Genomic DNA, 21,356 nt, shown 5'->3' with positions numbered 1-21,356 from the left:
CCAGGATCAGTTGCTGGTATGCAGGCGGACGAAGGCGGCGGACACGCCGTCGCCGGACTGGCCGACCAGCTTGGCGCGCAACCGCGTCAAAAATTGCCGTTCGGTGCCATTGATCACTTCATCATCGCCAAACAGCGGCTTGTCGGACGCCAGCGCGACGATCATCTCCGGGCCGAACGGCGGGGCGACCGCATAGCGCTGCGCGGTTTTGGACAGGCCGATCATCACCTGCCGCACCCCCTTGCCATCGGGTTCGGGATGGCCGCGATGCAGTTCCACCGCGCTGCCGTCGGCCTGGAGGTAGATGATGCTGATATAGGGCCGCGCCGCCGTGGTGGTGGCGCTGACGCCGAAAATCTCATTCTCCTTCATCGTCACCGGATCGCCGTCCCGCGGCATGCCCGCCTCGGTCAGCGCCGCGATCCGCGTTCCCGTGCGGGCCAGCGGCGCCGCCAGAGTCAGCGCCGCCTCGCATTGCGGCCATGGCAGATGGCGCACCTCGAACTTCGCATTCGGGTCCGCCTTCAACGCCGCCTCGCGCAGCGCCGCAATGGCGTTCAGGTCGCCGGAAAAGCCCGACACCGCGCCGCCTTTCACGCTGACGCCGCCGCATGGCATGGCGGCGGCCTGTTCGCGCAGGATCTGCGCCGCGCTCTTGGGCGCTGGCGTAGGCGCACCAGGCGCGACCGGCACGACCGGCGCTTCGAGCGAATAGGCTTCGCCCGTCAGCAGCCGGAAGGTCTCATAGTCGATCCAGGCATAGCCCTTGTCACCCCAGATCGGGCCCCAGCTGTTCATAATGCGCAGCGCCTGCCGCTCCTCGTCATAGCCCACGATCGCCATGGCGTGATAACTGGCATGTTCGGGCTTTTCCGCGCGGCTGTAGATGCCATCGCCGCGATGGGCCTTGAAATCGGCAGAAACCGGCATGGCGAATATCACCGGCGCGCCGCGCGCCAGCGCACCCTTCACATCGTCCAGGATGATCGGCGTGCGCCAGTCGTCCTTGACCTCACGATCAACCGCGCGCCAGTCGAGCAGGCGGTAATTGCCCGCCTTGGCCTTCAGCGCTTCGGGCGCGGGGATCGCGCATTTGGTCATGTCGTCGGGAAAGTCGGCCAGGCTGACCGTCCCCTCATTCTTGAGCAATGTCAGTGCCTGGACGATGCTGATCGTCCCCGCGCACGGCGATCCGACCGGACGCAGCCTGTTATAAACATAGGCCGGGCTCATCTGATCGGCAGGGGTGGCCGGCTGCACCGCCTTGTCGCGGAAATTCAGGAAGGTGCGCGCGGCATAGGTGGTGGCCCATGCGACGCAATTGGGCTGCGGTCCCTGCGATCCGGGCGGAGGATAGGCATTGGACAGGTCCACCCGCTTGGGCAGATAGGCGCGGAACCGCCCCTGTTTGGGCAGCTTGGCATAATCTTCGGGAGAAACAGGTTCAGCGCCGGTCATGAACTGGCTGTCATTGCCCTGCTGCGCGGACGATCCCGCGGCACAGAGCGCCAGCAATGCCGGACCGCCCCATGTGACGAAACGACGTGTCATCACCCGTTCCTCCCGAAATTCTGGTTCTAGAAGCGATAGCCGATGGTCAGCGTCACCGCGTCATAATCGAAATCATGCGAAAAGCTGCTGGTGCCATGGGTGTAGATCAGGCCGATGCGCAGTTGCTCCGCCTTGCTCTTCTGCTCGGCTTCGCGGGTACGCACGCCGATGCTCAGCGCCGCCTCGTGCACATTTTCATAGGATTGCGGATCGTCGGTCAGCTTCGTCCAGGTATAGCTGGCGCGCAGCGATCCCTGTCGCCCGCCGAACATCCGTCCCTTGAACGGCAATTGATAGGCGAGCCCGTTGCGGAAGGTGAAGACATTTTCCTTCAGATAGAAGGCGGGATCGCGCCCCAGCCCCCAATCGGTGGTGGTCGACCAGCCGATCATATTGCCGATGGTCAGGTCGCCGCGCCCGACCTGTGTGATCTTGTATCGGCTGCTGGCCGACAGGGTAATGAGGTCGCTGCTGGTCGATCCGAAAAAGGCGCCCGCGTCGGTCACGCCATAGGCGACACGCGGGGTGATCAGCCAGTTGGGCTGGACCGGTATCTCGATCCCGGTGGACAGCGTCCCCATCGTCGCGGTCGCGCCATTGTTGACGTGCAGGACGTTCAGCACCGGGTCGATCAGCACGCGGGCGCGGCTGCCCTCGAATGGCCGCAGCGCCTTTTGATAGCGCAGCTCATAGCGCTGGCCTTCATTACCATAGGCGCCCCAATAGGTGATCGCCGCGCCGATCGTGTCGGCATCCCCCTCCATGTCGAAACCCGGCGTGTCCGGATCGTCATCATAGTCCAGGTCATTCAGGTTCAGCGCCGTCGATACCGCGCTATGTTGCAGACTGTTGGGACTGCCCACCGTCGCCAGATAGGGCGCGGCCTGCGCCATCCCCGGCACAATCGCGATCAGCGCTGCCGTCGCCAGATATATTCTCATTCTCTTACCCCCTTTGCGGCACCGGTTTCCCCGTCCGGTGCCAAACCCACATGAAAAATTGTCAGGACGCGGCGAATATCTCGTCCGGGTCCAGATCCCGCACGACCCGCAGCCCTGCATCCTGCCGCCGCTTGGTCGGCGGCACGGTGAAACGGTTGGCCGATCGCAGCGCGTCGGGCGCGCTTTCGAACGATCCGCCCCGGATCACCCGCATCCGGCACGACTGGTCGGTGCATCCCGATGTCCATTCCCACACATTGCCCTGCATCTGATTGAGGCCCAGGGCGTTGGCGGGATAGGCGTTCACGCTTTCGGGATAACCGCGATAGGGCGCGGTGTCCGATCCGCGATAGCGGGCGGTATGGTCATAATTGGCCTGGCTCGGCGCAATATCGTCGCCCCAGGGGAAAGCGGTCGGCGCGCCGCCCCGGCTGGCATATTCCCATTCCGCCTCTGTCGGCAGGCGATAGGTGCGGCCTGACTTGACGGTCAGCCAGGCCAGGAACGCCTGCGCATCCTCATAACTGATGTCGGTCGCGGGGATCAGCGGGTTGGGATTTTCCTTCGCCCAATTGCCCAGCTTCGCGCAGGCATTGTCGCGCACGCACCCATTCCATTCCGCGATCGTCACTTCATAGACGCCGATCGCAAAGGGCCGTTCGATCCGGACATCGGCCTGCACCGGCTCGTCGCTGCCGCGCCCCGGTTCCGACGCTGGCGACCCGAACGGCGTGGTGCCGGCGGGGATGGCGCGCATCCATGGGCAGTTGGCGCAATCATAGAAGCGGTCATTCGCGGCCCGGTCGCAGGAAATGAAGCAGGGCGGCGCGCCTTGCAGGCCATAGTCGAAGGTCGGCTTCTGGAAATTCTTGCCCGACGACAGCGCGACCCGATCGGACACGCGCTTCAAGGCGTCGGCGATATTCTGCTGCGGGCGGCGGATTTCCTCGGCCAGCACCTTGGAAAAGATACCGTCGTCGAACGCGAACTGGTCCGCGCTGGTGGAAAAGGCGACCAGATAACCCTGATCGGGCCGGATCGCGGCGGCGGGCGCGCGCACCATGCGGCGCAGGCCCTTGCTCCCGGCCAGTTCACCCACGGCGCTCGTTTCGACCCCGGTCTGGTCGGCGATCATCTGCGCCAGTGACGGCGGCGGCGCGGCCAGCACGTTCCGGCACATGTCCAGTACGATCAGCATCGTTTTCGCGCCGGACCCCAGCAGATTGCGGGTCAGCGCCGCGCGGGTCAGCGTCGCCGTTTCCGCCGTCACGTCGCGCCCGGCATCCACCGGCAGCAGCATGACGTCGCCATAGCTGCCCAGCGCCGCGCCATGGCCGGAAAAATAGAGCATGCCGAACGCCTTGGGTCCGGCAGCGGTCAGTTTCGCGCGGAAATCGGCAATCGCGGCCAGCATCGCTTCGCGCGACAGGTCACGCCGCACCTGCACCGGCCCTTCGCCATTCGCATCGACAAAGCCGGTCGCGCTGAGCGCGGTGGCGATCTTGTCGCCATCGGCATAGGTGGACGCCAGCTTGTCGAAGGACTGATACGCGCCATTGACGATCACGAGCGCCAGCCGGGGTTCGTCCGCCGCTTGCGCCGCGCCGCTGCCAGTCAGCAACGCGACGAACAGGCTCAGCGCTGCCATGGCGCGGAACAGGAGCGCGGGAAACAAAACGGGGCGTGGGGTCATTTGGATGCCTTGCGCGGCGCGAATTCTACTTGAGTGACGATCTGGTCTACCGAATCGACATGCAGCACCGCGTCATAGGCGCGCGCAGCCTTATAGGGTTCAGCCGGGCCGCCGCCGAACAGCTTGGCAAGGAAGCCACCCAGGCCCCGACCCTTTTGGCAATAGGGGCTGACGGTGACCATGCCACCGCTTTTTTCGACCTCGTTCAGCCAGGCGCCCAGCGGCGCGGGCGCTTCATTGGCGACCGGATAGGGCGATTCGATATCGACCACCACCGTCTTGCCCCGCCGCAGCGCGCCTTTGAGCGCGCGGTCGAACCGGGCCGGGTTGGCAAAACGAAGGGTGGGTTTGGCAAAGGGACGGTCGCACGATTTCAGCACGGCAGGAACCGGAGCCGGCGCGCGCGCCGGGACTGGTCCCGCGCCGGCCGGGGCGGTCGGGCGCTGCTTTGCCGGCGCGATGGCATTGGCCGCGGGAGGGGTGACCGGCTGCGACGCATTGGCAGGCGCAGCCTGTTGCCCATTCGTAACGATATTCGCGGGGGACGTTTCGGGTTGCAGGATGCGCACGCCGCGCCCGGCAGCGCCATCGGTCGCGTTGCCCGCCCCGCCTTGCGCCGGTGTCGCGGGCGGGTTGGCCTGCGCCAGTGCGGCGGAGGAAGATCCTAACAAAAACCCCGCCGCAGCAATGGTTAAGAAGCTTCTGACTATTATCATCGTCCCACCCCGTGTCATGATATAGTTATTGCTCCCCAAACCATTATGAGATTATGGGGTAATAACTGAACAGGCAACAAAAAATCGCGGGAGATCCCAAGTGGGGAAGGGGCTTCTTGGACTCTGGGCAACAGTATTAACCGCTTTTGTCACAATAATGGCATCTCCTTCGCTCGCTAAAGCCGAAACCCGCGCCCTATTGGTGGGCGCATGGCAGTTCCACTCGTCCCAGATCATGGATCTTGCTGGTCCCGAAAATGATCTTGCAGCGATGGAAACAGTGATTCGCGGTCAGGGCGCCAGCGATGTCACAATATTGCGCAATGAAGGTGTCAGTCGGACCACGGTTGAAACCGCGCTCCATGCTTTGGGGCTACGTTCCAAGCCGGGCGACTGGATATTCCTTTACTATACCGGCCATGGCGCGTTGGCCGAAGCCAGCGTGAAGGGGACGCGAGACGGCGATACCGACCAGTTCCTGCCGCTGCCCGGTTTCGATCCTGACAGCAAGGACGCTGAACGCTTCATCGTCGACAAGGATTTCTACACCTGGCTGGCCCTCTACGTGCCGCGCGGCGTGCAGGTGCTGATGATGGCGGACACCTGCCATTCGGGCACGCTGCACCGATCTGTCGATCCGCGCGCGATGGGCATGACCCCGCGCCTGACGCTGGGTGGCCGCAATGTCGAACTGGGCTCTCGCCCCGCGCCGCGTTTCGCCAGCACCTTGGCTTCGGTCGAGGGCGCGGCGCTCACCGCCACGCGGGAAGATCTGCCAAACCTTTTCTATATCGGCGCTGCCCGCGACGATCAGATCGCATGGGAAAATGCCCTGCCGGTCGAAGGCGCGCCGACACGCGGTTTCCTTACATGGTCGTTCGAACAGGGGCTGACCACGCCAGGAGCCGATGGCAGGGGCATGGCGGCGGATCAGGATGGCGATGGCAAGCTGACCATCGGTGAACTGGGCACCTATCTCAATGTCCAGGTCCGCATGTTGAGTGGCCAGCGGCAGGAAAGCAGCATCATCATCCCGCCGGGCCGCGAAGGGCAGGGGCTGTTCGCCACCGTGCCGCCGCCACCCGCGCCCCCCGTCGCGCCGCCGCTGCCCGGCCTCTACGTCGCTGATGTGAAGGCGCGGGCCAGCGTCGCCGGCCCTGACCATCCCTGGCGTGTCCTGAGTGATGGCAAAGGCGCGGATTTCGTCTGGGACAATGTCCGCCACGTCATGCTCCGCCGCACGGGCGACATGGTCGCGCAAAATGTCAAAACCCTGCCGCAGCTGCGCGGGGTCATCGACAAATGGGCCGCGATCGAAACGATGCGACCGCTCCTGTCCGAACAGCGCGCCCGGCTAGTCGTCGGCCCGCTCGACAATGGTGCGCGCTATCCGTCCGGCGCGCCGGTCACGCTGGCGCTACAGGCGGACGGCCAGCGTGTCGCCGCGCCACAATATGCCACTGTGTTCAACATAGCGTCGGACGGCACGATCCAGCGCCTTTTCCCGGTCGCGCCGTCGGACGGCGACGGTCGCCTCGCCCCCGGCCAGTCGCTGCCGGTCCTCGAAAGCCAGGTCATCGCTCCCTATGGCGCGGACCATGTCGTTGCCCTGGTGACGCCTCAGCCGCCGGAAGCCTTCCGCGTCCTGCTGCGCACGGTCGAAAATCAGCGCGCCGCCAACTGGCTGGTCGCGCCGATCCGCGAATTGCTGGCCAAGTCGCCGGGGCACGCGAGCCTGTCGATCGGCGAGCTTTATACCGGCAACTGACGCGATGCCTGTCGCGCCCGTCCGGTCAATTGCTCAAAATCACCGTCCGGCTCTTGGCCGCGCTCTTGTTGCCGATGTCGATGCGATATTCTCCCGACGCGCGGGGCGTCACCGCGCAGACCGGCGCATAATCGGCATTGTCGTCCAGGCACAATTGCTTGCCCGACGCATCGAGCAGGCGGATATACATGCTGGTGCCGATGTCGCCGATCGCGCCGATGCGCAGCGGCTCGCCACCCTTGGCGGTCACGGTGAAGCGATAGGCGTTGCGCGGATTGACGTCCTGTACCCGCCGCACCAGCCCCTTGCCGAACGCCGACGCCATCACCCCGCGCCCAGACGCGGACTGGGACAGGCGAATCTGCAACAGCAATGCCTGATCGTCACGGGCCAGCGCCTTGGCCTCGGCAAACAGCGCGTCGGGGGAAAAGGCCGCCTCGTCCCCTGCCGCTGCTTCGCCTTCGCTCATGGGCACCTGCTTCAGCATCCGTGCGGCTGTCAGCATCGCATAGGGATCACCCTCGCGCCGGGCGAAGTCGGCCACTTGCCGCGCGGCAATCGCCTGTTCGAACGGATCGGCGGGCTTGACTGCGGCGGGCTGGGCGGCGGGCGCGGCCTGCTGCGCCATCGCGCCACCTTGTGCCAGCATCATCGCAGCGCTTGCGACTAGGATTTTACGCTTCATGTCCAACCCTTTCAGCAAGATAATCTCCATTCCCGTGGATACTGCCACGGCCGTTGGAAAGCCAGTGCTGAGCGGCGGCGCGGACTTGGCCAAACAATTGACCGCGCTGGTGGGCGGGGCGGGGGCGGGGCGCTATGCCGCCTTCATCAGTTACAGCCATGCCGACATGAAGGTTGCCCGCTGGCTCCACCGCGCGATCGAAAATTATCGCGTGCCAAAGGCGCTGGTCGGCACGGGGGGCGATCGTGGCCCTATCCCCGCCCGTTTGCGCCCGATTTTCCGCGATGAGGATGAACTGGCGGGTGCAGCCGAACTCGGCCCCAAATTGCTGGGCGCGCTTGCCCGATCCGATGCGCTGATCGTCATCTGCTCGCCCACTGCCGCCCGGTCGGTCTGGGTCGACAAGGAAATTCGCAGCTTCAAGACGATCAATCCGGACGCGCCGGTGTTCGCGCTGATTGCGGCGGGCAAGCCTGGAGATCCCGACACGGACTGTTTCCCCGCGCCCCTGCTGTTCGCGCTGGATGCCCAGGGCGAACTGGATCGCACCCAACCGCTCGAACCGCTTGCGCCCGACCTTCAGAAAAACGACCGCAATATCGTCAAGCTCAAGCTGATCGCCGGGCTGCTTGGTACGCCCTATGCCAGCCTCTACCGCCGCGACCAGCGCCGCAGCCGCCGCATCGCCGTGGCGCTTGGCTCCTTCGCCTTCCTGCTGATCCTGCTGCTGAGCGGCCTGTCGATCGCCGCCTTCACCTATGCCCGCATGGCGGTGCAGCAGCGCAACGAGGCGCAGGCCGCGCGCAAGCTGGCGGAGGAAAATGCTGACAAGGCCGAACGCCGCGCCTGGCTGGCCCAGGTCGCGGCGCAAGAGGTGCGACGGCTGGCGGATGAGGGGAACAACTGCCCGCCGCCGTGAGCATCCTCCCCTTGTAGGGGAGGTGGCATCGCGTAGCGATGACGGAGGGGTGTTGCCCTATCGTGAGGGCGGCACCCCTCCGTCTGGCCTGTGGCCAGCCACCTCGCTCGCCGGGGGAGGACAACAAGTCTCCCTAATCCCGCCAGCTCCGGTCCACCCGGTCGATCAGCCGCACCATCGCCTGGAAATCCGGGACGCCCGGCCCCACCGGCAGTTGCACCCCGGCCAGATCGCGCTGATGCACCGCGATCACCTCCGCGCTCAGTTCCACCGGCGTTCCCGCCGCGCCAGCCGCCACCTGAATCTCGCATGCGCGCTGGAGCAGCCAATGTTTGAGGAACGCCTCTGGCAGGCTCTGCGCCATCACCAACGTGCCATGGTTGCGCAGCATCATCACCCGCTTGTCGCCCAGATTGGCGATCAACCGCTCGCCCTCCTCGCTGCGGATCGTGACGCCCTCAAAATCATGATAGGCGATTTGCCCGGCAAAGGCGGCGGCATAGAATCTGATCGGGCGCAGTCCCTCGGCGGTGGCGCTCACCGCCATGCCCGCCGTGGTGTGGGTGTGGATGATGCAATGGGCGTCGGGCAGATGGCGGTGGAACACGCTATGCTGGACAAATCCGGCGCGGTTGACCGGATAGGGGCTGCCATCCAGCACCGCGCCGTCAATGTCGATCTTGACCAGATTGGACGCGGTCACTTCATGATAGCCCAGGCCGAACGGGTTGATCAGGAAGGCGCTTTCCTCTCCGGGCACCCGCACGGTGATGTGGTTATAGATGAGCTCGGACCAGCCCATATGGTCGAATATGCGGTAGCAGGCGGCCAGCTGCTGGCGCGCCTCCCATTCGGCGGCGGACATATCGGGGCGTTTTGCGGCGCTGGCCATGGGCGATCCTCTCTTATATCATGGCCAGGACTATCCGCTTTCCGCGCCCGTTAGTCCATAGTGCGGGCTTTAGGGTTGAATTGCTGCGACTCTGCTGGTAGGGCGCGCCCCACACGGCGTAGGGCGACCTGCGACGACTCACAGGCTTTGCTATTGCGACGGGCTGTCGGGACGGATTGAAAAATCCCGGCAAAAGGCTCGTTTTCGATTGGAGATTGACGGACTTATGCAGATCATCGTTCGCGACAATAATGTCGACCAGGCCCTCCGCGCGCTCAAGAAGAAGCTGCAGCGTGAAGGCGTGTATCGCGAAATGAAGCTGCGTCGTCACTACGAAAAGCCGTCGGAAAAGCGCGCCCGTGAAAAGGCCGCCGCCGTGCGCCGCGCCCGCAAGATGGATCGCAAGCGCGCCGAGCGCGACGGCGCGAAGTAAGCGCCGCCGGGGCGGCCCGTGCCGTCCCGCTTTCCTGCTGCCTGCCTGCCCCTGAATTGCGAGAAGCGTCGCCATGTCCACAACGGCCGTTCCCCTTCGTCCTATCGCCAGGGGGTCTTTGACGCGCCTCTGGATTGGTGTCGCCGCGCTTGCGCTGGCGGCTGGCGGTCTGGCCTGGGCCGGGCAGCAGGGCGTCAAAGCCTCGCCCGCTACCTTCATGGCGCAGAATGCCGATGCTGAAGGCGTGATCACCACTCCGTCGGGTCTGCAATATAAGGTGCTGGCAGAAGGCACTGGTCCCAGCCCTACCACCGCCGACGTGGCGCTGGTAGGCTATAAGGGCACGCTGCTCGACGGCACAGTGTTCGACGAAAATCCGCAGGCGCCGATGCCGATCGACGGCGTCGTCCCCGGCTTCTCTGAAGGCCTGCAAAAGATGAAGAAGGGCGGCAAATACCGCCTCTGGATCCCGCCGCAGCTTGGCTATGGCGATCAGGCCGCAGGTCCGATTCCCGCCGGTTCGATCCTGGTCTTCGACGTCGAACTGCACGACTTCAAGTCGCGCGCCGAAATCATGCAGATGCAGCAGATGATGCAGCAACAGCAAGGCGCAGCAGGCGCCCAGCCGCCGCGCTGATCACACGCAAAGCCGAATGAGACAAAAGGGGCCGCCAAAACGGCCCCTTTTTTGTGCGCCGGGTAGATGACGCCAGCGCGAAGCAAGGCTCCCTTCCCCCTTGGGGATCGACGCTGGTGGCGCGCGGCGCCGTGAGGGTGTCACGCCCTCGTCCTTAAAGGAAGAGGGGTTAGACGGAGGGTCCAAAAGCGATCAAAAGTTGCCTCTGGAATATGCTGTGCCGCGACTTGGAATCGGCCATTTCCTTGATCGTCACCCCAGCCTTCGCTGGGGTGACGGTGAAAGGCATGTCTCCTTTACGGTGCTTGCACCTGTAAACCAGACAATCTGCTCCCCGCTCGCTCTCGCTACCCAACCATCCTCAATGCTTCCCCGGCTTCCCCGAAGTCCCAGGCGCCGTCGGGTTCAGCAGCGTCGCGCCGCCGGGCAGGCCGGTGCCGCCCATGTCCAGGCTCTGCGCTGCCTTTTTCGCCACGCGGGTCGGGTCGTCGCGTTCCTTGATCGCGGCCCTGGTTTCCGCGTCCATATCCGCATCGTCCGCATTGTTGCCGCCACGGGTCCAGCCCAGGATGATCGACATGCGCCGGTTGCGCGGGTCATAGGCGTCGTTCTTGATAAAGGGTTCGCGGTCGGCGACGCCTTCGATCCGGGCGAAGCGATTGTTGGGGATGCCGCTGTCGGCCAGCGCCTTGCGCGTCGATTCGGCGCGGGTCGATGACAGCAGCCAATTGTTCATGGTCCGGCCCGACGCATAGGGCAGGCCATCGGTATGGCCGCGCACGATCAGCGGGTTCGGCATGGTTTGCAGCACGGTCGCGACTTCGCTGATCAGCGCGCGGGCCTGCGGCACAAGCCGGTCGGTGCCCATCGCGAACATCGCGAAATCCGCTTCGTCGATCAGGTCGATGCGCAACCCTTCGCGGGTTTCGGTAAAGCGCACATTCTTGCGCAGCTTCGCCATGCCCTTCTGCCGCGCCATGCGCGCTTCCAGATCCTTCTTGATCGATTCGAACTTCTGCCGGTCGGCGGCGCGCATCGCCTTGCCGCCCTGATCCTTGGTGCCGGTCGCGTCACGCGGGATGGTGATGGACAGGTTGCCCTGGCCGCCGGTGGTCGGGTAATTTTCCTTGCCTGTGATGCTGTCGCCCCCCATCAGCCCGGTGGAGCCCGCCGAGGCCATTTTCAGCTCGACAAGGGTCGGGGTGAAATAGTCGGCTAGCGCCTTGCGCTGCTTTTCGGTGGTTGCGCCCAGCAGCCACATCAGCAGGAAGAACGCCATCATCGCGGTCACGAAATCGGCATAGGCGACTTTCCACGCACCGCCATGATGGCCGCCATGGCCATCGACGATGATCTTCTTGACGATGATCGGCCGGGGTTCCGGCTCGTTCGCGCCGCGCTTTTTTTCCGCCATGGCTTATTTGCCCCGCATGCCGTCAAACACTTCGGCAAAGCCGGGCTGGTTGGCATGGGTCAGCCCGGACCGGGCCGCCTCGATCACCAGCGGCTGCGGATGGCCGTGCAGCGAAGCGATGATGATCTGCTTGACGACATGGTAGATCGCCCCGTCCGCCTCAATCACCGAGCGGCAGCGGTTGGCGAAGGGATTGACCATGCCATAGGCGAGCAGAATGCCAAGGAAGGTGCCGACCAGCGCCGATCCGATCATCGCGCCCAGAATGGCGGGCGGCTGGTCGATCGATCCCATGGTCTTGACCACGCCCAACACCGCCGCGACGATGCCGAGCGCGGGCAGCGCGTCGGCCAGCCCTTGAAGATTGTCGGCGGGTTTGATCGCTTCATGATGGTGGGTCTTGAGGCTGTTATCCATCACCTCCTCCACCGCATGCGGATCGAGCGTGCCGGACGAGATGACGACCAGACGCAGCGTATCGCTGATCAGGTGGATCAGCGCCTTGTCCTTCATCAGCTTGGGATATTCGGTGAAGATGGTGGAGGTCGAAGGGTCTTCGATATGCGGCTCCAGCGCCACCGGTCCTTCGACCCGCAGCGTTTTCATGAGCTTGCTCACCAGAAAGATGCAGTCCAGAAAATCCTGCTTCTTGTACTTGGCGCCCTTGAACACCTTGCCCAGGCCACCGCCCAGCGCCTTGAGGTCCGATCCGCTGTTGCCGATGATGAGCGCGCCGACTGCCGCGCCGCCGATGATCAGCATTTCGTGCGGCAGCGCGTGAAGCACCGGGCCAAGATCGCCGCCGGTGAAGGCGAAGCCGCCAAACACCATGACAAGCAGGACGACCAGTCCGATGGCTGCGAACATGCGAAATTCCCCGATATAAACGATCCGGCGGCGTTTCGCCCCCGGCGGCGTCCCATGCGACGCCCTGTCATCTGGTTAATACGGACTGGTTAGCGTCCGGTTTAGGACGACGACTTAATTTCGTCGGATCAGCTGATCAGGTCGAACAATGTCCGCTGGTTGATCCGGGCGAAGGCCGATTGCGCGGCTTCCAGCTGCATCAGTTGCGCCTTCACATTGGAAATGACTTCGGTCAGGTCCGTCGATTCCAGCGCGGAGCGCCGTTCGGTCAGATCAAGGTCGATGTCGGTCAGCCGGTCGCCGACCACATCCAGCCGGTTGCTGCGCACGCCCTGCCGCGCCAGTTCCACCGTGATATGGTTTTGCCCGATCTTCATCGCGTCCAGGCTCGCCGCAACCGCATCGTCGTCCCCGCTTTGCAGGGCGGCGATGCTCTGGCCCAGCATGTCGTCGATCGACATCGGCGTGCCGTTGACGTCGATCCCTTCGGAAACTTCCTGTCTCGTCGCAACCACGGCCAGGTTGAGGCCGCGACTGACCGGCACCAGCACGCTCTGCTGATCGTCGAAAACCGATACGCCCTGATAGTCCGTCTGGTTCAGCAGTTCGCTGATGGTCGCGCGGATGGTCGACATTTCCTCGTAGATCGCGACGCGGCTGGTATCGTTGACCGATCCGTTGCGGGATGACGACACCAGTTCCTGCGCGCGGGTCAGCAGATTGTTGACCTCGTCCAGATTGGCTTCGGCATTGGCGGCGCGGGTCTTGCCATAGCTGATATTGGTCTGCCACGCGGACTGCTGCGCCTGCGCCCGGCCCACGTCGGACAGTTGCACCCATGCGAGCGCGTCGTCCGACGGCTTGTTCAGCGTGACGCCGGTGGAAATGGCGGTCTGTCCGTCGACGATATTCTGCGACAATTGCTGCTGCCGGCGGATTTCGGCGAGCATGATCTTGTTGGTGATACCTACCATGGCTCAGCCCTTTCGCGGCTCAGAGAATCTGAAGGATGGAATCGATGGTTTCCTTGGCGACCTGCAAGATCTTGGCGCTGGCCGAATAGGCCTGCTGGATGCGCAGAAGGTCGGCCGCTTCCATGTCCAGATCGACGCCGCTCACCGCTTCGCGCGCTGCGACCGCCTGGTCGCTGCGGCTTTGCGCAGTGGTGTTTTCCGACTTTGTCGCCGCCAGCAGATTGCCATGGGTGGCGATCAGCGCGGTCCAGGCCTGTTCGACGCTGCCATTGCCACGCAGGGTGGACGTGACGGTCAGCAGGTTGCCGTTCAGCGTGCCGTTCGATGATCGGGTGGCCAGTTCCGCCGGATCGGTGATCAACGCCGCGACACTGGCCGCGCTGCCGCCATAGGATAATAGCGCCGCGCCGGCATTGCCGGCATCGGTGACGCCCTGCGCGTGCCAGGCGTTCATGTCGGTGACGAATTGCCCGGCAATCGTGTCGAGGCTTGCGCGGCGGTCGGTGACGGTACTGGCCGCAGAAAACAGGCCGCCCAGCGCGCCATTGGCTGGCGTGGCGAGCGCCGTGCCGTCGGCCAGCGTCAGGGCCAGCGTGCCGTCGGCATTGCTGTTCGCCACCAGGCTGGCGGCGACATTGCCCTGTACCAGCGTTTGCCCGCCATAGCTGATCTGCGCGCTGTCATGCGCGCCAAAGCTGATCGTGACGTTCAGATTTTCGGTCAGGTCCTGCAAGGCGGCGTCGCGGCTGTCGAGCAACTGCGAATAGGCAGAGGTGCCCGGCTGCGCGCGCAACAGGCTATTGTTGATGTCGGCCAGCGCTTCGAGCGAACGGTTGACCGTGCTGACCGACGCCTGCGCTTCGGTCGCAATGCCCTCCGACACGGCTTCCAGGTCCGCGGCGGTCTGGTTGAAGGCCTGCGCGACGCGGGAAATGCTGTCCAATGTGGTGACGCGCAGCGATGTGTCGGACGGGCTGGCGGCCAGCTTTTCCATATTCTGGAACATGCCGGTCATCAGCGCGCCGATGCCGGTGCCCGTGTCGTTGAGCGCATTTTCAGCGTCGCTCAGCCAGCGCAGCCGTGCGGTCGAACTGCCCAGCCCCATGCCAGTCAGCCGCACCGTGGCGTCCAGATAGGGGTCGGTGCCGCGATTGATGCTCGTCACCTGCGTGCCGCCGAAATTCGCCTTGGACACATACATGGCCATGGTGGATGTGGACGCGCCGGATTCGGCCGTCGTTACGGACCGGCGGGCATAGCCATCGGTGCTGGCATTGGCGATATTCTCGCCAATCGCCGCCATCGCGGTGCGATAGGCGCGGGTGCCCGAAGCGCCGATGATGAACAGGTCGCTCATGGCGTTGTCGTCCCGGCGGGTGCGTCAGGCGCAGGCTTGGCGCCGAACTGCTTGATCAGCAATTGCGCGATGCCCAGGCTGTTGCCGCTCGCCATCGCGTCGGCGGTGCGCGAATCGGCCATCGACTGAAACTGCTCGGTCGCGCTGGAATCGGAAATGCCTTCGGCCAGGCTGGCGGATCGCATCGCGCCGATCATCTGGCGGAGGAAAATCGCTTCGAACTGCTGCGCGGTCTTTTCCAGACTGGCCTTGTTCGCGGGCGTTGCGCCCGACGGGGCGGTCGCGGAGGATGTCGCGCTGATCTGCATCACAATACCACCAGTTCCGCTTTCATTGCGCCCGCCTGCTTGAGCGCTTCCAGGATCGCGACCATGTCGGCAGGAGATGCCCCGATGGCGTTGACCGCCTTGACTATATCGGCCAGCGACGCCCCGCCTTTAAAATTAACCATAGGTTTTTTCTGTTCGTCGATGCTGATGTTGCTCGACTCTTCCTGCGCTGTCTGGCCCCGGCTGAACGGCGCGGGCTGGACGATGCGCGGGCTTTCATTGACGCTGACGGTCAATTTGCCGTGCGCGACGGCGGCGGGATGAATACGCACCGCGCCATTGATGACGACCGTGCCGGTACGCGCGTTGACGATGACCTTGGCTGGTGCATCGGCGGGCGCAATCTCGATATTTTCGATCATGCCCATCATCAGGATGCGGTCCTCCGCCCCCGGAATGGCGTCGATCGTCACGGATACAGCGTCCATGGCGCGGGCGCGGCGATCGCCAAAGGCGCGGTTGATGCCGTCGGCTACGCGCAGCGCCGTGGTGAGGTCCGCTTCCGCAAGGTTGAAGGTCAGCGTGGGCGCGGTATCGAACCCGGTCGCCACCGCGCGCTCTACCGTCGCGCCGCCGGGGATGCGCCCGGCCGAGGGGATATTGACCGACACCTGGCTGCCATCTGCGCCGGACACGCCCAGACCGCCCACGGCCAGATTGCCTTGCGCCATGGCGTAGATTTCATTGTCCGCACCGCGAAGCGGCGTCAGGATCAGCGTGCCGCCGCGCAGCGACTTGGCCTTGCCCAGCGCCGACACGGTGATGTCCAGCCGCTGGCCGGGCTTCGAAAAAGCGGGCAGGTCTGCGGTGACCAGCACGGCCGCCGCATTTTTGAGCGCGGGATTGATCCCCTGCGGCAGCGTCAGGCCAAAGCGCGACACGACGCCCTTCATGCCCTCGGTCGCATATTGCAGGCTGTCGTCGCCCGTGCCTGCCAGCCCGACGACGATGCCATAGCCGGTCAGCTGGTTGGGGCGAACGCCCTGGAACGTGCCCAGATCCTTCACCCGTTCCGCCTGCGCGGGCACGGCGAAGGAGGCTAGCAGCAGGATCAGCGCGAGGAGAATGCGGTTATGCCATCCTCCCCTGGAAGGGGAGGGGGACCGCGCCCGTAGGGCGTGGTGGAGGGGTGTCCCGCCAACGATAGGGCGACACCCCTCCGTCTGGCCGTTGGCCAGCCACCTCCCCTTGAAGGGGAGGATGAAGGTCGGGCGCGAGGCTAGGATCACGAAACGCTCCATCAAAACGGGCTGATCTTTGAAAAGAAACTCTGCAGCCAGCCTTGCTTGCTGGCACGGGCGATCTCGCCCTTGCCGGTGTAGATGATCTTGGCATCGGCCACGCGGGTCGATGCGATGCGGTTGTCCGGGCCGATATCGGCCTGGCGGACGAGACCGCTGATCTGGATGAACTCGTCGCCGCGATTGAGCGTCAGCGCCTTTTCACCCCGCACCAGCATGGTGCCATTGGGATATGTCGCCGCGATCGTCACGGTAATCTCACCCGACAGCGCGTTGGACTGGGTCGCCCCGCCCTTGCCGTTAAAGCCGTTCTGGCCGCCCATGGCGACGTCGCTGGCCGAAAACAGCTTGGACAGCAGGCCGGTCGATGGCGGCGTCAGGCCCAGATTGCCGTCGCGGCTGGTGTCGGCGCTGTTGCTCTTGGTCGCCTGCGTCCGCTCGACCAGCACGATGGTGATGATGTCGCCCACCGCCGTGGCGCGCGCGCCGCTGGTCAGGGGGGTATAGCCCATGGATGCCTGAAAGATCGAACCATTGGATGGCGGCGCGACCGGCTGCGCCACCACGGTCGGCGCATAGAGCGCGCGCTCGGTATCGCGCTTCTTGCCCGCATAAGCGGGGGCGGCGGCGAGAGCGACCAGTGATGTGGCGGTGAAGGCGATGAGGAGGGTGCGCATCAGTCCGATCACATATTCTGGTTGACGTACTGGAGCATCTCGTCCGTCGCCTTGATCATCTTGCTGTTGACCTCATAGGCGCGCTGGGTCTCGATCATGTCGACCAGTTCCTCGACGACATTGACGTTCGACGTTTCGAGGCTGCCCGATCGGATCGATCCGCGTCCTTCAAGGCCCGCGACGCCGACCTGCGGCGTACCGCTGGCGGCGCTTTCGACCAGCAGGTTGCCGCCGATCGCGGAAAGCCCCGCTGCATTCATGAAAGTCGCCAGTTCGATCTGGCCAAGCTGGGTCGGCGTCGCTTCACCCTGGAGCGTCGCGGACACGGTGCCGTCATTGCCGACCGTTACTGACGTCGCGCCTTCCGGCACGGTGATTTGCGGGATCAGCGGCAGGCCGTCGCTGGTGACGACCGTGCCTTCGGCGGTGACGCTGAAATTGCCTGCGCGGGTATAGGCGATGGAGCCGTCCGGGCGCTGGACCTGAAAGAAGCCGGAGCCTTCGATCGCCATGTCGAGCGCATTGCCGGTTTCGGTCAGCGTGCCCTGGGTGTTGATCTTGCTCGTCCCCTGCAACGACACGCCGGAGCCAAGGTTGAGGCCGGTTGCGAACTTGTTTTCGCTGTCCGAATTGGCGCCGGCCGCAATCATCTGCTGATAGGCGAGCGTTTCGAAATCGGCGCGGTCGCGCTTGAATCCGGTGGTGTTGACGTTCGCCAGGTTGTTGGCGATCACGCGCATCTTGGTGTTTTGCGCATCGAGGCCGGTGCGGGCGACATGAAGGGCGGCGTTGCTCATCGTCTCATCTCCGTAAAGCGTCGCAGTGAAGGGACGCCTGATGCCTCAATAAAAGCAAGGTTCGTGCCAGATTAACTATCAAGCCGCATCAGCGATGCGCCGCCATCGTCCAGCTGCTTGGCGGTGTCGATCAGCTTGACCTGCGTTTCAAAGGCGCGACTCGCCTCGATCATCTGGACCAGCGCGCTGGTTGGATTGACGTTCGATCCTTCGATCGATCCGCTGGTGACGGTGGCCAGCGGGTCTTGCGGCAATGCGCCGCCATTGACTTCGCGGAACAGGCCATCCGTGCCCTTGGCGATGCCGGAACCCGTCGCATTGACGAGCTTGAGCGCATCGATCCGCTGCGGATTGGCCGCGTCGCCACCCTGCGGCACGCCCCAGATACTGCCATCCTGCGCGATCGACACGCTGTCGAGCTGGGGCAGGGTGATGGGGCCGCCTTCACCCAGTACGGGCATGCCGTCGCCGGTGGTCAGCAGGCCGCTGTCACTGATCTTCAGGTCGCCGCGCCGCGTATAGGCTTCGCTGCCGTCGGCGCCCTGAACGGCGAGCAATGCATCACCGTTCAGGGCCACGTCGAGCGCATTGCCCGTCTGGGTGACCGCGCCTTGCGCCATGTCGGCGGCGATCACCTGTTCGGATGCCTGTGCGCGGGTGTCGAACGTATCGCCCTTGATCCAGCGGGTCTCGGCATTGGCGATTTCGGCGCGAAAGCCCACCGTATTGGCGTTCGCGAGATTGTTCGCGATCGACGCCTGCCGGGCCATTGCGCCGCGCATCGCGGTAAGTGCCGTATTGACGAGCCGGTCCATGGAAAATTCCTACGTTCGCTGGAAAGTCGCACCGGTCCCCACCCTGTAGGCAGAGACCGGCGCGGTTCGCTTATCAGGTGCGGATGTTGACGATGGTGGTGGTCAGCGTGTTCGCCGCCTCGATCGCCTTGCTGTTCGCCTGAAAGTTGCGCTGCGCCGCGATCAGCGACACCAGTTCGTCGGTGATGTCGACGTTGGACCGCTCCAGCGACCCGGTGTTGACCGCGCCGAACATGCCTTCATTGGCCAGACCCAGGATCGGGCTGCCACTGGCGACGGTGGACGACCAGTGTGCATCGCCCTGCTGGCGCAGGCCTTCCAGGCTGTTGAAGGACGCCATGGCGACCTGACCCAGATAGACGGTGCTGCCATCGGCATAGATGGCCGATACCAGCCCGTCCTTGGCCACGCCCACGCTGGTCAGCTGCGCGCCGTCGGGCAGACCCTGATAGGTGGTCGGCACCTGCAGATCGACCAGATCGGCAGGCGTGCTGGCAGCCGTGGGGGTCGTGGTCGGAACGCCCGTGTCGGGATCGACGGGGAAAACCTGCATGCGTGCGCCGGTGGTGTCGAGCGCGTAGCGATCGTCATCGACCGAGAAAGCGCCGTTGCGGGTGTAGCTGATCGTGCCGTCTTCAGCCTTGACCGTGAAGAAGCCTTCGCCGGTGATGGCCATGTCCAGCGTCTTGTCGGTGGTTTCGATCGTGCCTTGGGTGAATTGCTGGCTGATGCCCTGCACGCGCACACCCTGGCCAGCGACCTGATGCGTGGTCTGCATCGGCGCGGCGGCGAAAATGTCGCCGAACTGCGCCTTGCTCTTCTTGAACGCGGTCGAATTGACGTTGGCGACGTTGTTGGAAATGGCCGAAAGATCGGCCTGCGCGCCCTTGAGGCCGGACAGGGAAACATAGAAGGTCATGGCGTAACTCCCTAGGTGAACAGAAAATGGGGGTGAAAATAAGCGTGAAAAACGAGTGGATTAGCTCAGGCTGATGGCGTCCGACGGGCTGTAGGTGCCGAGCGCGGTGATGAGTTTGGATGCGGAGCCGTCCGCCGGAGACTGGACGGCGGCGATCGTCGCCCAGGTCGCGACCTTGCTGGGGGTCGCGCCCCTGACCTTGACCTGAAGCGCGGCGTTGCTGACGGTTGCGCCGGTGTCGTCCTTGCCATCCCAATAGAAGCTGACATCGCCCGCGGGCCGTGCGCCCAGATCGATCGACTTGACGACATTGCCATTGCCATCGACCAGATCGACCGATGCGCCATCGACTGCGGCGGGCAGGGTGATCTGGCCAGCATAGAGGCCATTTGCGTCCGGCGCGGCGATATTGCTCTGCACCAGCATGGATTTGCCGATCCAGCTCGCCGCATCGCCCAGGCGCGTGCCCGACAGCTGTTCCTTGATCGACGCCAGATTGGCGTTCATTTCGGCAATGCCGCTCGAATTGGTGATGGTCGCCATCTGCGACACCATTTCGGCGTTGTTGACCGGCTCGAACGGGTCCTGTGTCTGCATCTGCGCGGTGAGCAGGCGCAGGAAATCCCCCTGACCCATTTCGGATTTGCCGGTGCCGACCTTGGCAGTCGGATTATAGACCGAAAGCCCGGCGCTGTCGGTGACGGTGGATGTCGTCATTTGCCGATCCTTATGGTTTCGAGCATCAGGGACTTGGCGGTGTTGAGCACCTGCACATTGTTCTGGTACATGCGCGCCGTCTCGATCATGTCGATCATCTCGGCATTGCTATCGACCGCCGCTTCCCACACATCGCCATTGGCATCGGCCAGCGGGTGATTGGGATCGTGCCGCTTGGTCGGCTGCGCGTCGGTTGTGACCACCTTGTCGACCTTGACCGTCGACACGCCTGGGCTGTCGGTGACTGACTGGAACACCGGCTTGATCGCGCGATAGGCTTCGGCGGCGCTGCCGGTGACATTGCCCGCGTTCGCCATGTTGGAAGCCGTCGCGTTCAGACGCACCAGCTGCGCGCTCATGGCGCGACCGGCAATGTCAAAAACATTCATGGGGCCAGAGCCGCTCATGCTCATTCTCCCTTCAGTGCGCGGTTGATGGTGTTGATGCGGCCCTCAAGGAAGGAGAGGGTCGTGCGATATTTGACGGCATTTTCCGCAAACAGCGTCTGTTCGGTGCTCAGTTCCACCGTGTTGCCGTCCAGGCTGGGTTGCAGCGGGACGCGATAGCCCATGGCGTCGTCGACGGCCTTGGACACGTCAGCCGCGCCGCCGCTTGCTTGCGTCGTCGCCTGCTTCAGCGCGGCGTCGAAATCGATGTCGCGCGCCTTGTAGCCGGGGGTGGAGGCATTGGCGATGTTGGACGCGAGCAGGGACAGACGCTGCGAACGAAGCGCCAGCGCCTTTCCATGGATCCCGAACAGACTTTCTTCCACCGACATGCCTTTTGCCCTTTGCCAGGCCTAAAAGTTGGTCGACCGCTGCCGTTCTTATGCCTGATGGCGTTCGATACGGGCGATCCAGCCTGATATTCGCAAGAGCCGTGCCAATTTGCGCAGGTGACGCAGGGGTAGGGCGAAAATCCCCGGAATACGGGGCTTTGGCGGATAGGGGCGGCAAGGGCGGCAAGAAATTGCCGGTCGGCGGCACTGCCTTGCCGCTGTCCGGTGACGGCCAA

The 21,356-nt window shown here is 64.2% G+C and carries 23 protein-coding genes; 4 read left to right on the top strand and 19 right to left on the bottom strand.

What is annotated here, in order from left to right; genetic code table 11:
• Positions 1 to 6: 6 nt before the first annotated feature.
• From AC07X9_RS10860 to AC07X9_RS10845, 4 genes are all read right to left on the bottom strand, one after another.
• On the bottom strand, positions 7 to 1,551 hold the full coding sequence (locus AC07X9_RS10860) for a C1 family peptidase (RefSeq protein WP_026002189.1): 1,545 nt from the start codon (positions 1,549 to 1,551) through the stop codon (positions 7 to 9).
• A gap of 26 nt (positions 1,552 to 1,577) precedes the next feature.
• Positions 1,578 to 2,492 (bottom strand): hypothetical protein, encoded by a 915-nt coding sequence (locus AC07X9_RS10855; RefSeq protein ID WP_086485764.1) that lies wholly within the window; start codon positions 2,490 to 2,492, stop codon positions 1,578 to 1,580.
• A 61-nt stretch (positions 2,493 to 2,553) separates the two neighbouring features.
• On the bottom strand, positions 2,554 to 4,185 hold the full coding sequence (locus AC07X9_RS10850; RefSeq protein WP_020477395.1) for an SUMF1/EgtB/PvdO family nonheme iron enzyme: 1,632 nt from the start codon (positions 4,183 to 4,185) through the stop codon (positions 2,554 to 2,556).
• Positions 4,182 to 4,856 (bottom strand): hypothetical protein, encoded by a 675-nt coding sequence (locus AC07X9_RS10845; RefSeq protein WP_026002188.1) that lies wholly within the window; start codon positions 4,854 to 4,856, stop codon positions 4,182 to 4,184. The genes AC07X9_RS10850 and AC07X9_RS10845 overlap by 4 nt, the downstream gene beginning before the upstream one ends.
• A gap of 202 nt (positions 4,857 to 5,058) precedes the next feature.
• On the opposite strand from AC07X9_RS10845, the gene AC07X9_RS10840 reads away from it, so the two are divergent.
• Positions 5,059 to 6,669, top strand: a complete 1,611-nt coding sequence (locus AC07X9_RS10840; RefSeq protein ID WP_241763594.1) for a caspase family protein — start codon at positions 5,059 to 5,061, stop codon at positions 6,667 to 6,669.
• Between the two features lie 25 nt (positions 6,670 to 6,694).
• Here the strand turns inward: AC07X9_RS10840 and AC07X9_RS10835 are convergent, their stop codons facing one another.
• Positions 6,695 to 7,354, bottom strand: a complete 660-nt coding sequence (locus tag AC07X9_RS10835) for a hypothetical protein (protein ID WP_241763593.1) — start codon at positions 7,352 to 7,354, stop codon at positions 6,695 to 6,697.
• On the opposite strand from AC07X9_RS10835, the gene AC07X9_RS10830 reads away from it, so the two are divergent.
• Positions 7,353 to 8,273: a toll/interleukin-1 receptor domain-containing protein gene (locus tag AC07X9_RS10830; protein ID WP_017181944.1), complete on the top strand. Its 921-nt coding sequence runs from the start codon at positions 7,353 to 7,355 to the stop codon at positions 8,271 to 8,273. The two genes, AC07X9_RS10835 and AC07X9_RS10830, sit on opposite strands and share 2 nt — an antisense overlap.
• Positions 8,274 to 8,406: 133 nt before the next feature.
• Here the strand turns inward: AC07X9_RS10830 and AC07X9_RS10825 are convergent, their stop codons facing one another.
• On the bottom strand, positions 8,407 to 9,165 hold the full coding sequence (locus AC07X9_RS10825) for a class II aldolase/adducin family protein (protein WP_017181943.1): 759 nt from the start codon (positions 9,163 to 9,165) through the stop codon (positions 8,407 to 8,409).
• A 226-nt stretch (positions 9,166 to 9,391) separates the two neighbouring features.
• On the opposite strand from AC07X9_RS10825, the gene rpsU reads away from it, so the two are divergent.
• Complete coding sequence (gene rpsU / locus AC07X9_RS10820) at positions 9,392 to 9,598, top strand: 30S ribosomal protein S21 (RefSeq protein ID WP_006957190.1); 207 nt, start codon at positions 9,392 to 9,394, stop codon at positions 9,596 to 9,598.
• Between the two features lie 73 nt (positions 9,599 to 9,671).
• Positions 9,672 to 10,235, top strand: coding sequence for an FKBP-type peptidyl-prolyl cis-trans isomerase (locus AC07X9_RS10815; RefSeq protein WP_026002186.1), 564 nt, complete (start codon positions 9,672 to 9,674; stop codon positions 10,233 to 10,235).
• Positions 10,236 to 10,596: 361 nt separating this feature from the next.
• On the opposite strand, the gene AC07X9_RS10810 is transcribed toward AC07X9_RS10815, so the two are convergent.
• From AC07X9_RS10810 to flgB, 13 genes are all read right to left on the bottom strand, one after another.
• Positions 10,597 to 11,649 carry a flagellar motor protein MotB gene (locus tag AC07X9_RS10810; protein WP_017181940.1) on the bottom strand — a complete coding sequence of 351 codons (1,053 nt, stop codon included), beginning with the start codon at positions 11,647 to 11,649 and terminating at the stop codon, positions 10,597 to 10,599.
• A gap of 3 nt (positions 11,650 to 11,652) precedes the next feature.
• Positions 11,653 to 12,516: a flagellar motor stator protein MotA gene (motA, locus tag AC07X9_RS10805; RefSeq protein WP_017181939.1), complete on the bottom strand. Its 864-nt coding sequence runs from the start codon at positions 12,514 to 12,516 to the stop codon at positions 11,653 to 11,655.
• A 128-nt stretch (positions 12,517 to 12,644) separates the two neighbouring features.
• On the bottom strand, positions 12,645 to 13,490 hold the full coding sequence (locus tag AC07X9_RS10800) for a flagellin (RefSeq protein WP_017181938.1): 846 nt from the start codon (positions 13,488 to 13,490) through the stop codon (positions 12,645 to 12,647).
• A gap of 19 nt (positions 13,491 to 13,509) precedes the next feature.
• Entirely contained in the window at positions 13,510 to 14,847 is a 1,338-nt protein-coding gene (gene flgK, locus AC07X9_RS10795; RefSeq protein WP_017181937.1) for a flagellar hook-associated protein FlgK, read from the bottom strand.
• Positions 14,844 to 15,155, bottom strand: coding sequence for a rod-binding protein (locus AC07X9_RS10790; protein WP_017181936.1), 312 nt, complete (start codon positions 15,153 to 15,155; stop codon positions 14,844 to 14,846). The genes flgK and AC07X9_RS10790 overlap by 4 nt, the downstream gene beginning before the upstream one ends.
• Positions 15,155 to 16,243, bottom strand: coding sequence for a flagellar basal body P-ring protein FlgI (locus tag AC07X9_RS10785; protein WP_026002185.1), 1,089 nt, complete (start codon positions 16,241 to 16,243; stop codon positions 15,155 to 15,157). Before AC07X9_RS10785 ends, AC07X9_RS10790 begins: the two co-directional genes overlap by 1 nt.
• 173 nt (positions 16,244 to 16,416) lie before the next feature.
• A complete protein-coding gene (locus AC07X9_RS10780) occupies positions 16,417 to 17,094 on the bottom strand; it encodes a flagellar basal body L-ring protein FlgH (protein ID WP_017182997.1) in 678 nt (225 codons plus the stop codon).
• Positions 17,095 to 17,102: 8 nt separating this feature from the next.
• Positions 17,103 to 17,891 (bottom strand): flagellar basal-body rod protein FlgG, encoded by a 789-nt coding sequence (flgG, locus tag AC07X9_RS10775; RefSeq protein WP_017182998.1) that lies wholly within the window; start codon positions 17,889 to 17,891, stop codon positions 17,103 to 17,105.
• Between the two features lie 71 nt (positions 17,892 to 17,962).
• On the bottom strand, positions 17,963 to 18,706 hold the full coding sequence (locus tag AC07X9_RS10770; RefSeq protein WP_017182999.1) for a flagellar basal body rod protein FlgF: 744 nt from the start codon (positions 18,704 to 18,706) through the stop codon (positions 17,963 to 17,965).
• A 73-nt stretch (positions 18,707 to 18,779) separates the two neighbouring features.
• On the bottom strand, positions 18,780 to 19,625 hold the full coding sequence (locus AC07X9_RS10765) for a flagellar hook-basal body complex protein (protein ID WP_017183000.1): 846 nt from the start codon (positions 19,623 to 19,625) through the stop codon (positions 18,780 to 18,782).
• A 60-nt stretch (positions 19,626 to 19,685) separates the two neighbouring features.
• Positions 19,686 to 20,342, bottom strand: a complete 657-nt coding sequence (locus tag AC07X9_RS10760; RefSeq protein WP_017183001.1) for a flagellar hook assembly protein FlgD — start codon at positions 20,340 to 20,342, stop codon at positions 19,686 to 19,688.
• Entirely contained in the window at positions 20,339 to 20,749 is a 411-nt protein-coding gene (flgC, locus tag AC07X9_RS10755; protein WP_026002365.1) for a flagellar basal body rod protein FlgC, read from the bottom strand. Before flgC ends, AC07X9_RS10760 begins: the two co-directional genes overlap by 4 nt.
• Before the next feature lie 2 nt (positions 20,750 to 20,751).
• Entirely contained in the window at positions 20,752 to 21,120 is a 369-nt protein-coding gene (gene flgB / locus AC07X9_RS10750; protein WP_017183003.1) for a flagellar basal body rod protein FlgB, read from the bottom strand.
• Positions 21,121 to 21,356 lie beyond the last annotated feature (236 nt).

This window comes from Sphingobium sp. GW456-12-10-14-TSB1 (assembly GCF_059424385.1).
Note: the sequence above shows the minus strand (reverse complement) of the source record. Positions and strands in the feature narration are given on the sequence as shown.